At 30.5% G+C, this 11,168-nt stretch carries 20 protein-coding genes and 2 tRNA genes; 19 read left to right on the forward strand and 3 right to left on the reverse strand.

Features of this window, described 5'->3' with window-relative positions; all coding sequences use genetic code 11:
• Positions 1 to 275: 275 nt before the first annotated feature.
• The 18 genes from ACXLDF_RS09470 (at position 276) to ACXLDF_RS09555 (ending at position 8,176) form a co-directional block, all read left to right on the forward strand.
• Complete coding sequence (locus ACXLDF_RS09470) at positions 276 to 503, forward strand: hypothetical protein (protein WP_457558277.1); 228 nt, start codon at positions 276 to 278, stop codon at positions 501 to 503.
• The gene (locus tag ACXLDF_RS09475; protein ID WP_457558278.1) at positions 496 to 837 is read left to right on the forward strand and encodes a hypothetical protein; all 342 of its coding nucleotides are present in this window, start codon (positions 496 to 498) and stop codon (positions 835 to 837) included. Before ACXLDF_RS09470 ends, ACXLDF_RS09475 begins: the two co-directional genes overlap by 8 nt.
• 30 nt (positions 838 to 867) lie before the next feature.
• On the forward strand, positions 868 to 1,155 hold the full coding sequence (locus ACXLDF_RS09480) for a hypothetical protein (RefSeq protein WP_457558279.1): 288 nt from the start codon (positions 868 to 870) through the stop codon (positions 1,153 to 1,155).
• 58 nt (positions 1,156 to 1,213) lie between these two features.
• On the forward strand, positions 1,214 to 1,384 hold the full coding sequence (locus ACXLDF_RS09485; protein WP_457558280.1) for a ribbon-helix-helix domain-containing protein: 171 nt from the start codon (positions 1,214 to 1,216) through the stop codon (positions 1,382 to 1,384).
• Entirely contained in the window at positions 1,381 to 1,668 is a 288-nt protein-coding gene (locus ACXLDF_RS09490; protein WP_457558281.1) for a CopG family ribbon-helix-helix protein, read from the forward strand. Before ACXLDF_RS09485 ends, ACXLDF_RS09490 begins: the two co-directional genes overlap by 4 nt.
• A 5-nt stretch (positions 1,669 to 1,673) precedes the next feature.
• Complete coding sequence (locus ACXLDF_RS09495) at positions 1,674 to 1,880, forward strand: hypothetical protein (protein WP_457558282.1); 207 nt, start codon at positions 1,674 to 1,676, stop codon at positions 1,878 to 1,880.
• Between the two features lie 11 nt (positions 1,881 to 1,891).
• Positions 1,892 to 2,206 carry a hypothetical protein gene (locus ACXLDF_RS09500; RefSeq protein WP_457558283.1) on the forward strand — a complete coding sequence of 105 codons (315 nt, stop codon included), beginning with the start codon at positions 1,892 to 1,894 and terminating at the stop codon, positions 2,204 to 2,206.
• Positions 2,207 to 2,231: 25 nt separating this feature from the next.
• Positions 2,232 to 2,630: a hypothetical protein gene (locus ACXLDF_RS09505; protein ID WP_457558284.1), complete on the forward strand. Its 399-nt coding sequence runs from the start codon at positions 2,232 to 2,234 to the stop codon at positions 2,628 to 2,630.
• On the forward strand, positions 2,631 to 3,032 hold the full coding sequence (locus ACXLDF_RS09510; RefSeq protein ID WP_457558285.1) for a hypothetical protein: 402 nt from the start codon (positions 2,631 to 2,633) through the stop codon (positions 3,030 to 3,032).
• Positions 3,033 to 3,045: 13 nt separating this feature from the next.
• Positions 3,046 to 3,210, forward strand: a complete 165-nt coding sequence (locus ACXLDF_RS09515) for a hypothetical protein (RefSeq protein ID WP_457558286.1) — start codon at positions 3,046 to 3,048, stop codon at positions 3,208 to 3,210.
• Positions 3,207 to 3,815, forward strand: coding sequence for a DUF5591 domain-containing protein (locus ACXLDF_RS09520; RefSeq protein ID WP_457558287.1), 609 nt, complete (start codon positions 3,207 to 3,209; stop codon positions 3,813 to 3,815). Before ACXLDF_RS09515 ends, ACXLDF_RS09520 begins: the two co-directional genes overlap by 4 nt.
• The gene (locus ACXLDF_RS09525) at positions 3,806 to 4,558 is read left to right on the forward strand and encodes a DNA methyltransferase (RefSeq protein ID WP_457558288.1); all 753 of its coding nucleotides are present in this window, start codon (positions 3,806 to 3,808) and stop codon (positions 4,556 to 4,558) included. Before ACXLDF_RS09520 ends, ACXLDF_RS09525 begins: the two co-directional genes overlap by 10 nt.
• Before the next feature lie 3 nt (positions 4,559 to 4,561).
• Complete coding sequence (locus ACXLDF_RS09530) at positions 4,562 to 4,882, forward strand: hypothetical protein (protein WP_457558289.1); 321 nt, start codon at positions 4,562 to 4,564, stop codon at positions 4,880 to 4,882.
• Between the two features lie 60 nt (positions 4,883 to 4,942).
• Positions 4,943 to 6,340, forward strand: coding sequence for a hypothetical protein (locus ACXLDF_RS09535; protein ID WP_457558290.1), 1,398 nt, complete (start codon positions 4,943 to 4,945; stop codon positions 6,338 to 6,340).
• Positions 6,341 to 6,355: 15 nt separating this feature from the next.
• Positions 6,356 to 6,481: a hypothetical protein gene (locus ACXLDF_RS09540; RefSeq protein ID WP_457558291.1), complete on the forward strand. Its 126-nt coding sequence runs from the start codon at positions 6,356 to 6,358 to the stop codon at positions 6,479 to 6,481.
• Positions 6,481 to 6,939 carry a hypothetical protein gene (locus tag ACXLDF_RS09545; protein WP_457558292.1) on the forward strand — a complete coding sequence of 153 codons (459 nt, stop codon included), beginning with the start codon at positions 6,481 to 6,483 and terminating at the stop codon, positions 6,937 to 6,939. The genes ACXLDF_RS09540 and ACXLDF_RS09545 overlap by 1 nt, the downstream gene beginning before the upstream one ends.
• Before the next feature lie 51 nt (positions 6,940 to 6,990).
• Positions 6,991 to 7,968: a tyrosine-type recombinase/integrase gene (locus ACXLDF_RS09550; RefSeq protein ID WP_457558293.1), complete on the forward strand. Its 978-nt coding sequence runs from the start codon at positions 6,991 to 6,993 to the stop codon at positions 7,966 to 7,968.
• A 125-nt stretch (positions 7,969 to 8,093) separates the two neighbouring features.
• A tRNA-Ile gene (locus ACXLDF_RS09555) sits at positions 8,094 to 8,176 on the forward strand.
• A gap of 310 nt (positions 8,177 to 8,486) precedes the next feature.
• On the opposite strand, the gene ACXLDF_RS09560 is transcribed toward ACXLDF_RS09555, so the two are convergent.
• The 3 genes from ACXLDF_RS09560 to ACXLDF_RS09570 all read right to left on the reverse strand — a co-directional run bounded on the left by ACXLDF_RS09560 (position 8,487) and on the right by ACXLDF_RS09570 (position 9,228).
• A tRNA-Glu gene (locus ACXLDF_RS09560) sits at positions 8,487 to 8,561 on the reverse strand.
• 35 nt (positions 8,562 to 8,596) lie between these two features.
• Positions 8,597 to 9,010, reverse strand: coding sequence for an Sjogren's syndrome/scleroderma autoantigen 1 family protein (locus ACXLDF_RS09565; protein WP_457558294.1), 414 nt, complete (start codon positions 9,008 to 9,010; stop codon positions 8,597 to 8,599).
• Positions 9,011 to 9,027: 17 nt separating this feature from the next.
• Positions 9,028 to 9,228, reverse strand: coding sequence for a 30S ribosomal protein S17e (locus tag ACXLDF_RS09570; protein ID WP_457558295.1), 201 nt, complete (start codon positions 9,226 to 9,228; stop codon positions 9,028 to 9,030).
• Positions 9,229 to 9,350: 122 nt separating this feature from the next.
• Between ACXLDF_RS09570 and ACXLDF_RS09575 the strand changes: the two genes are divergently transcribed.
• Positions 9,351 to 11,168, forward strand: a 1,818-nt coding sequence (locus tag ACXLDF_RS09575) for a PKD domain-containing protein (RefSeq protein ID WP_457558296.1), incomplete at its 3' end; no start/stop codon positions are given.

Here is an 11,168-nt window from a genome sequence, read left to right on the forward strand (position 1 = left end):
AAATATGGTGAATTACGGTTGAAAAATAAAAGACGTTGGTGTAAAGATTACGTTCCATATTTGTGTAGATTAGAAAAAGAAGCCCAGTTGGCTGTTAAATTTCTGGTGAAATATTTGCATCAAGCGAAACAAAGTGGGCAATAGGAAAATAAGAAATTTTATTTTTTTTTTATAAGAAAGGCTCAAACCCCGCTCTCCTCATAACAATCACATGAATCCTTCATTTCGGGAAGTCCCGGCGGGGGGGCACTTTTTTTGCATATGGAGGTAAGAAAATGAGTATATTGAAGAAATTCATGAAATTCTTCTATTCTTTACTTTATTGGTGCGAAATACGGGAGATACAAATTGCTGCTGCCGAGTTATCACCACAAGAGCGTAAAGAAATTCAAAACATACTGAATATCGTTAACAGGAATAGATATCGAAATGGTTTGTTTGGTAATGATTTGATGACAAAAAATGAATTTGAAAAAATAATTCAGGTGTTAAAAAATGAATAGTGGGGAAAAAATCATACAAGCATTATATTCACTTACAGAACAAGAGGCGAATCGTTGGAGTAAAACATTCGATGAGACGCGTAATAATCCTTTATTCGGAACTTTTTCTGTAAGCGAAGTTGCAGCAAGAGCGAGATTATCACCTTCTACCATCCGAAAATGGATTCCTCGCTTAATTGCAGAAAATAAAATCTATTGTAGTCGATATTCTCGAGTAGCAAGTGCAAATAAAACTGGCTATTATGAAACTTTAATAAAGAAGTTGAAAATCGGGCTCCCCGAAGATCTTGATCAACCAATTGAATATTTTTTTAATGAACGTGTGATTTCTTAGTTTTTTATTAAAATATAGGAAGTGCAAAAAATGGTAATGAAACTTACAGATATGGATGAAGAAGAACGAGAAATGTATAAATTTTCTAAAATCAGAGAATATTTAGAAAAATACGAATTTATGGGCAAATCAGAAGTGCAACAGATGCTCATAAATGATTTTAAAATGATTCTTACTGATTTTAGTGCACATTTGTTATTTGAAGCACCTAAACCAATTCAAAATCCAAATGCATTAGATTTAATAGTTCAGAATTTTACAGCAAAATTATTTTTGGCAATAAAAGATTTTCTTCCGCCTTTATTTGAAGAAATTTGATTATTATGAAAACAAAAAAGAAAGTGAAATGAAAATGATGAATTCGGAGAAGGAAAAGATGAAGAATATCACAATTGCATTACCTAATGCATACGTTGAGAATCTTGAAAAAATAGAAAGCAATGGCTTGATTCCATCCCGTTCCGAAGAAATACGCACAGCTGTGGAATATCTAATAAAGAAAGATATCAAAACTATTGAATTAATGGGGAAGGGAATAAATAAATGAGGATAATTACAGTTAATCTACCTAAATCATTTCTCAAAGCAATAGATAGTTTAACAGGTGCTGAGGGTTTATATCCTTCGCGATCCGAATTGATCAGAGTTGCAGTTAGAGAATTCTTAATTGGTGAATTAGAAACGGCAAAATCATTTCAAAAATACAATCGAGAAAAACAAAAAAAAAAAGTGCAAGATATCAAAAAGGATGGAAAGTTGTTTGTGCAAGTTCCAATTAGAAGCAGTAACGGAATAACCCAATATAAAACGTATCGAATTGTAAAGAGGTGAAGAAAATGAAATATCTCAGTCAAAATAACATTCAATGTCCTTTTTGTGGGGCTTTGGCAGGAAGTATGGACACAACAAATCAAACATTTCCATCCCTAAAAATATTAAGATTTGATATTCATGGAGAAAAGATTGAAGTAATTTTCTTCTGCCGCTTATGCGGTCATATAGTGAAAACTGATGATGAATTAAAGTTATTTTCTGAAGATTAGGAGTAATAATAATGAGAAATCCTGTTAACCTGTCGTATTACCGGAAATTAAATCAAAGACATCCTGTAATAACTTTCCGATGTGACGATGATGAATTAAAAGAGATTTTAGAATCATTACCTCGAGGGAAAAGGGCGGGTTATATAAAAAATGCAATCAAAACTTTTGCAAAGAAAGGAAGTAATACTGACATAAAATATTTGAAATTTTTGATGGATTTCTTTCAGCAAATAGGCTTAACATCTCGTCAGAGGGAGAGTATTACTGATGAACAACGCAAAATTTTCCGCGAGATTGTGAAGGTGATAGAAAACGAGCAAATATGATTTCTTCAACAAACCAGAAAAAAAAGTGAACAAAAGGAGTAATACTACAAAATCACAAAGTATTACTTCCAAAACAAGGAGTAATACTAACAGTATTGGTAGTATTACTGACCAAAAAATAAAGGATTTAGAAAATTCTTTGGCTTCGTTTTATGCACAATATCAAAGTGAAATGAATGAAATTAAAAAAAAAGTGTTGCTTCTTGAAGTTCAGCAAAAACCTGAATCACTTACACTTACCGATATTAGTCAAGCATTAATTAACATAGGTAAAGAGATAGATCGGGTTGAATTTAATTATATTGTTGAAGCGTTTACCAACAATGAACATAATCGCTCTTATGCCAGGAGCTTAATAAAAAGAGCATTTGAAATGATTTTAACCAGATATCAAATTATTCCAAAAAAAAATAGAGGTAATTAAATGATGGACCCTGAAATAAACGAACTTGAATTTGAAGATTTTTTTTATGATTTTATTAAAAAAAATCATCATTTTTCTACCAAACACGTAGTTCAAGCATATCTAAGGTGGATTGGATCTTCCAAACAAAAAAATAAGAGGCTATCCGGGATTAGTTCAAGAATAATTTGTAAACTTCATAGAGAAGGAAAAATTTCTCGGAAATCACGAAAAAGCATATACTGGAATGTTAATCAAAAACCTCTCGCCCTAAATCTAAAAGCATTTCAAAAAGATATTGCAAATTCATTAATCATCTTTTCTAAATTTGAATTTCACTTAAATAATCAAGAAGAAAAAATCTACATACAACCAGACGAGATTATACCAGTTTTTCGCAGAATGGGGATAATAACTGAATGAGAGGAGATCTAAAATGAACGAGAATGTAGAAAAAGCGATTGCGGCACTGTGCTATGAAGGTGTTAAGTTATTACAAATCATCGAAAATAAACTCCAAGAACAAACAAATAAATCGATTTATGAGCATGCAAAGGAACTTTGGCCTAAAAAAGGTAAATGCATGGAGGTTGAATTGTGAATATCACGGATTATATTAATCAACAAAATCAATTGACAAGCTTATCCGCGCTTCACCAAGAGTGGATGCAGGAGAGGGAACAGAATGCCGATTTTTATTCCAAAACCAACCAAGAATTCTATGCCAGTATTTTAGAGAATTTCAATTTTAGAACAACTAAACCCATAATATTTCTTCCATGTGCTTCTACCAAGCCGATATCGAATTCGCGAACACATTGTTATATGAGCGCGCTTACCCGGAATTCTTCCTTATGCAAAATCATTATTTCGGAGCCTCAGACAATCATTCCATATGAATTTGAGCATTTATGTCCTGATTATGATTACCCTCCAAACCAATTGAACCAGCGAGATGAATGGCAATTAGTAAGACGATTGAATATTTTCTTAGCGTTACTCAAAGAGGGCAATCCAAGGCGAAAAGTAATTTATTATTTTGGAAGTAAACATCATTACAAGCTGCTAAGTAAAGCAAATCGAATTCTGAACTATTTTGGAATTATCTCGTTAATCCCTCCTCGTGGAATTCGTGATTATGCCCATTCGGCGCAATTTTTCTTAAAAGTTATTGAAAATTTGGAGGATCGAATTTATTGCAATTAGTAGCAGGAAAATATGGATTTTGTGAGATAGTCAACTGTATTTATGCTATGAGAAAAATGAAAGATAAATCAGTAGATTTGATCTGGACAGATCCACCTTGGGGATATACCTACGATGGTACCAATCCAAAAGGCATCAATCAGCAAACAAAACATCCCGAAAGAATAAATTATAATGATGAATTCAATCCCGATTTCAATAAAAAATGGTTTTCTGAAGCGATTAGGATTGCAAATGGTGTAGTGATCTGCCCTGGACGTATCCATCTTAATTGGTGGATCAAACTGACTGAACCAATTGGAATTCTCACGTTAATTTTCAAAAATGGTCAAAATTCAACCCGGATAAGCAAATATGCAGGAAGTGCCTATTATCTCTGTTATGGAGATTTTTTTAAAACACACAAATTTCACAGGGATTTTTATCAAACTTATATTCAAAATGGGTTTCTTCGAAAAAATAGGGAATTAATCCATCCTTCTCCCAAAGATTTTGAAACATGGAAAGAATTGATCGAAGAACTTTCTCCACAATCTATTATGGATCCATTTTTTGGATCAGGAACTTGTGGAGAAGTAGCTGAAACATTAGGGATTCGATGGTACGGTTGTGAAATTGAACCTCGGTACTTAGAAGATATACAAAAGCGAATTCAAGCAGGCATTAATCGAAGAAAAAAACGAGAAAAATATCACTACTATCTTGAATCTAAAAATTATACTCAAAAGGTGTTAGAACTTTAGGAAGTGAGAAAAATAACTGAGAAAGCATTCATTGGACGGCCTTACCGTATTATTCGGGTTCAAAATCAAATACGATTTCATTTAGCGTCTCCCGCATTAGAATTAAAAATTAACAAAGCATTTCACGGACTAATCTTGGGAAAATCTGGATGCGGGAAGACCTATTTGGGTCGAGTTTATATTGAAGAACTATATGAAAAAGATGAATTTGATTACAAACTTTCTTTTCCAACGAAGATAAGCATCGAAGAGTTTACATCAAAAAAACCAATAAAATCTATTCAAAACCCAAATTATAACTTGGAACAGTGGTTGTCAAAATGAAAGATATGAAAATTGAAGCGATAGTGTATAATAACGTAAGGTAACGTAAGAGGTCGCACCATGAAAAATCTCGAAAAATGGGCAAATCTATTGCTAAAGCTGATAGAAACAAAAAAAGTGAAAAACATCTGGGAAGCAATTTCTTATTTGCAAAAGCGCACTGTAGAAAAGGGAAAAAAACTCAATGAAGCTTTAATTTGGCAGGCAACAACGCGCTTGGAAGTAATAGGGAAAATTCAATTGGATAAAGATGGAAATTTCATAAATAAACCTCCAGAGAAAACCAAATATGCAATGGTAATTTGTCCCAAATGTAAGCAAATTCAAAAATATAAAAATCGAGGGGGGCGACGCTCCCATAAATACTGTAATAATTGTGGTGCTCATTTTGAAATCAATAAAATTCAACAAGATAAATTATCAAATGAATTGAGGCAATTTGATGAAGAAAAACTTAAAGAGATAAAATTAGGTCTGTCAAACACAGATAAGGAAATTTTAACTGCATTTTATAATAAAAAAGAGAAAAGATTTGAAGATCGAAACCAAAAACAAATTTCGGAGATTACTGGGTATCATAAATCGACAATCTCAAGACATTTGAAAGAATTAATAAATAAATCTCTTGTAATAAACGTTGAAACACGAATCTCTAATTTTGCCATAACACCGATTCAAACTTATCGAATCAATCCATCAATACAATCCCCTCAAAATCCTGAAAAGGATGGAAAATTCAATGCAGTTCAACTCCATAATGTTAAAGTTGCACTTCCATTATTATCAGGAAATATTAGTGCACAACTCTATTATAAATGGGATAAAGCATCAAAGATGCGGAATTGGGAATATCGATATTTTACGCTTTATGATGTTGAATTTGCAGTTTCTACAAAACATATTTTTTTCAATACTGTTGGAATCGGGCGTTCCCCATCAAGTGCTATGAAAAACTATGAAGAAAAAGCATATCGGATTCGAGATCATTTGCAAACAAAACTGGGCATTCAATTGGGTGCACCTAAATTTTATCTTGAATCCAAATCTGGTAAAAAACTTCCACATTATGTTCCATTCCGAACTGATAAAACTACTTTCGAGAAACTACAACGGGTTTGGACAGATAGATCTCACCCTGGAGCTATTGAGACGGAATCTCAAGAATTTGTTAAGCGATTGTTAGGAATGGAGGCTGTTGTCAAATCTTTGCAACGCGAAAATGCTCAATTAAAAACTCGCTTAGCAACATTCTCCCATACCCCTGTATCATTAAAACCGGAATTTGAGAATTTTGCTAAAGACATTAAAACTCAATTTACAGCATTCAAAGAAGAAATTCGCAATGATATGCTTTCGATTGCGAAAATGATGGCCAAAGAGTTTGTTAGTGCCATGAAAAACGAATTTCAACCTAATCCACAAATTCATACAGATCCACCTGTGGATAGTTACATTTAGTTAGGAGGTGAGAATTTGACAGAAGCCGAGTCAAAAAAAACAGATCTAAGCATAAATCAAAATAATAAAATTTGGGTTCATTATTATGAACTATTAGAAAGAGAACATGATGAATTTTTGAAGAAAAAGGGGTTATTGTAATGGAAAAGATGTATAAAAGAAAAATGATACGTTTTGATTGGGCTCTTTGGGAAGAATTGCAAGAGCGCGCCAAAGCCGAAGAACGACGTAATATGGAACAATTCATTCGATACATTTGTCGTCAATATCTAAAAACAGATGGATTTTCAAACACATATAATATAGCTAAGAACCAAGAAGAGCAAAAACGAAGACGAGAGCAAATTCTGAATGAAGAATATCAATTTGTGTCAAAACTCAACTCGTTATTAAAAACTGTAAAAAATGAAGCAAAACCTCCTGGTTATGATGAAAAAGTCAAACAAGTTGTTGACTTGATTTCTCACTCCCCAAAGAAATTTGGAGAAATTGCGGACCAGACAAATATTTCAAAAGAGGAACTAATCGTTATCATTGGAAATCTTGTTGACTCAGGCACAATTGGATTTGATCAGCGCTGGCGCTATTTCAAAAATTGATAAAAGATTTTGAATTGGAGATGATTAACTATCACTAAAGAAACTGAAGAAATGGAATTCCCAGGAGAATCTGTCTTTTTTGCGAAATACAGCAAAAAGACTTTGGCAACTTATAAAACACGTTTTAAAGAATTTAAGACATTTATAACTGGACTCGGATTGAATTCGATTCATGATGTCAAAAAAATGCACATCGATAAATATGCCAGGGAGATTATTGAACCAAAGCAATATCGTACAGAGACAAAAAACCGACACTATAGCCTGATCAAACAATATTTTGAATTTTTATATAATAACGAATTGATCTCTCGACCATTAAAGTTGGATTCTTCGAAATCGTTCTCGGATCATATCAGTCAAAAAATCTTGCAACGAAATGCGCTTTTACTTCCTGAAATGTTTGATTTGGCAAAAATATTAGATCATGCGAAAAAAGTCAATTTGCGTATGTATATTTATTTAGCGCTACTATTTACGAACGGAATGCGTCCTACCGAACTTTCTTCTTTACGTCTGGATCATATTCGAGAAATGGAAGCTTTCATTCGGAAAAAGACCGGCCCTGAAAAAATTAAATTTACCTATTTAGAAGTAGGGACCGAAGAAAATGCCAAAAAAACAGGGCAGGCATTTTATTTTGTTCATCCTAAATTACTAAGCTCTTTAGAATGGAATCTTTATATTAAACAGATCCAATATTATCAAGCTCCTGTTTATTTATTTCAAACACAACATTTTCCACATTCAGGAAAAGGTTTTTTAAATTATGATAGCATTTCCCGAAATTTAAAGAAATACGCCAAAAAACTCGATCTAAACATTCGGATCACACCTCATATAACGCGGGATGTGCTTTCAGAGTGGAGAATGGAACAAAAATGCGATTATGCGCTTAGAGAAATATTGATAAATCATTCCCCTTCCGGAACAGGAGGACAGTATTATATGAAAAAATGCAAACAGCTTCAATATAGATATCTATATTGGTTGCAATATTGTCCTGAAGAAATTATTGAAATTTTTTAATTCAGATTTTTTTTCTATTTTTTAACTGATTTACTTTCTTAATCGTTATGCATAAGTAATTGTACATTTAACAATATTATTTAAAAATAAATAAAGTCATTAAAAGATATAGAAAAAAAACTTACGCCCCTGTCGTAAAGTGGTTATTACGCGGGACTTATGATCTCGTAGCTTGCCAGCTTCATGGGTTCAAATCCCATCAGGGGCGTTTTTTGTCATTATATAAAAATATATATTTTTATATAATCACAGTATTATGAATGCCGACAAGATTAATAAAAATTTGTGGCAATGACATAACTAATTTTATTAACAACATCTTACTTGAAAATATTGCATTTTTTGTGAATATTTTTAGCAATTGCAGAAAAATGACCATGTTGCAGATTATTTAAATAAATGTCAAATTTTGTTGCAATTTTACTGGTAATGTTGTGCAACAGCAAACAATCAAAATCAAATGTAAAGTATTCAAGAAAGTGATATCAATAAGATATCACTAAGATACTAAAAAGAAGTGCTTCCATCGGGATTTGAACCCGAGTCCTGAGGGTGAGAGCCTCAAATGCTTGACCGAACTACACTATGGAAGCTTATGATTCATTGACTTTTGTATCTTTTTTGTATTTTAATTAATAATATTACGGTTTTTTTGTTTTTGAAATTCTCGTAATTTTGGCATAATAGAGAGAATTTTATCAATATTTATCAAGATTTTTTCAAGAACATATAAATCACTTGTAGATTCCATTAATGAAGAAAGTTCATTAATTTTTTTTGAAAAAAGATAGTATAAATCATGATAAGTTGATTCTGAGTTTTGATTAAAATTAATCTCTAAATTTGTTTTAACCTTTTCTTTTTCATTTAAATTTAGTTTTTGATCTATTATTTTTGAGATTTCTTGATTACAATTAGGACAAAAAATTTCATTGTTTTGCAATCTGAATAATATACTCTTGCATTTTGGACAGTATTTATCTAACATTGTTGCTCCATTTCGGAGCAAATTTGCCATTTTTTTTACGGATTTTTCAGACATATCAATCTTTTATTAAATCATTCAATTTTTTCTTTCCAGTTTTTCATTAAGTGAGTAAGATATCCAGCAACGCGATTCCTTACCAATTTCGATTGAATTACGGTATATTTTTGAAGAAGTTTTTTATTCTCTTCAAAATCTACTGAAAATACATCGGGATATTTCTCTACAAGTTCTTTTGAAACTTTCTTAATAAACACAGGCCTTACTTTTCCCATAGTTAACACCAAAAGAAGACAATAAACCTAATAATTTGAATTTTATGATTCAATTATACCCTCTAATAATTTGAACAAAGTGTTCTATCGGACTTTAAAAAAAAAAAAAAAAAAAAAATTTTATGAAAAAAACATTGATTATTTCAATCACTCTCATTCTTTGTATAACAATTATTTCAGATTATTCAATTACAATAAATGCCTTTTTTGCATTAGATCCACCACCAAAAATTGACACAGATAAAAAAGACTACTTTATTGATGAAATAATTAAAATAAATGCAACTTGGAATTATTATTCACAAACTTCAGAAAATTTAGGTGTAAAAATTTTTTTATTAAATGAAATCCCAGATAATTTATCACTTAATCAATTATTTGAAAAATCATTTTATATAATAGACTGCCCAGAAAATAATGGATATCATGAATTATTTACAAGTATTAACTTGACTGAATTGTCATTAAATCAAAAATTATTATCAAAACAGTATTGGTTAGTATTATCATTTTTTCTTTATATAAATGATGAGCCTAGTAATTCAGTGGTTGATAAATATCAAACTAGTTTCAATATTTCAAAATATACTCCATCTCTATCAATCAATAATCAAAAAATCTATTTTGAATTTAATAATTACAGTTTATATGAAAATCAAATTATAGCGATAGAAAATTTGTCCAAATCCTATGGTTCTGGAGAAATATTCTGTGAATTAATAAAAAATGAAACATTTTCTTATGATTCTCAATATGAACTAAATAAATCTGGAATATTCAAGATTAATTTCTTTGATTTTAACATAACTCAAACAGGAAATTATACCCTAGTTTTAAATATAACAGAAAATGAAGAATTTATTAAAAACCAAATAGTTCTGGATGTAGAAATAGGCTCTTGTGCATTATTTATAAATTTCATTAACAATTCAGCAGAAGAAATAGATCTCAATAATGATTTAATTGAATTTGATTTTTTCATTGTAGATTCAAACAATTCATTAATAGATCTTGAAGGTATTAAATGGGGAGTGAGATCAAATTTAGTTTTTATCTCAATTAATATAGGTAACAATTTTTCTAATATAAAATTTGAAAATCCAAAAAAGATCGGGAATTTTTCTTTTAGTTTATGGGGAAATTCTTCTAATTATCTTGTAAAAAATAATACTTTTTCAATTAACTTTTACCAACAATCATTAAATTTGACACTTTTTTGTGAAAATTTCACAGTTAATGAGTCTATTATGTTTATTCTTCAAGATGATTTGCAAAAAAACATCATTCAATATAATTCTTCAAAATTTGATTTACAATTTAAAATAAATGATAATTGGAAATCACTTAATTTTTCAATTTCAAATATTGAAGATAATCATTCAAAATTAGGTTTTACATTATTATGGTCAGAACTAGAAGAAATAGATGGTTATACAAATATTTCTATTTATCAATTTAGAATTTTCTTTTTTGGAACTTCAATTGTATATAGTTGCTTTTCAAATACAATAGAAATTTCTCGACCTTTATTCCCTGATTTCAAAACAAATATTACATTAGTGTATGAAAATGAAGATATTTTATTCCAATTTACTGGATTAACAGGAAATGATCAATATTATTTATTTTGGGAATTTGGAGATGGTAATAACTCAACTGAAACTAACCCTATACATTCATACAAAGAAATGGGAAATTATACAATATCTTTGACAATATCTGATGCTGATGAAGAAGAAAAACTTACTTGTATAAAGATTTCTTATATTATTGTTATTAAAAGAATAATTCCTTATGCGAACTTCACAATTAACCAAGATTTCTTATTTTCTAAACAAGAAATTCAATTTAATTTTACAGGAATACGAGGTAATGATCCAACTCAGTTCTTATGGGAATTTGGAGATAATACGAACTCAACTGAAGCTAACCCCGTGCAC

The sequence above is a fragment of the Candidatus Harpocratesius sp. genome (assembly GCF_054039255.1).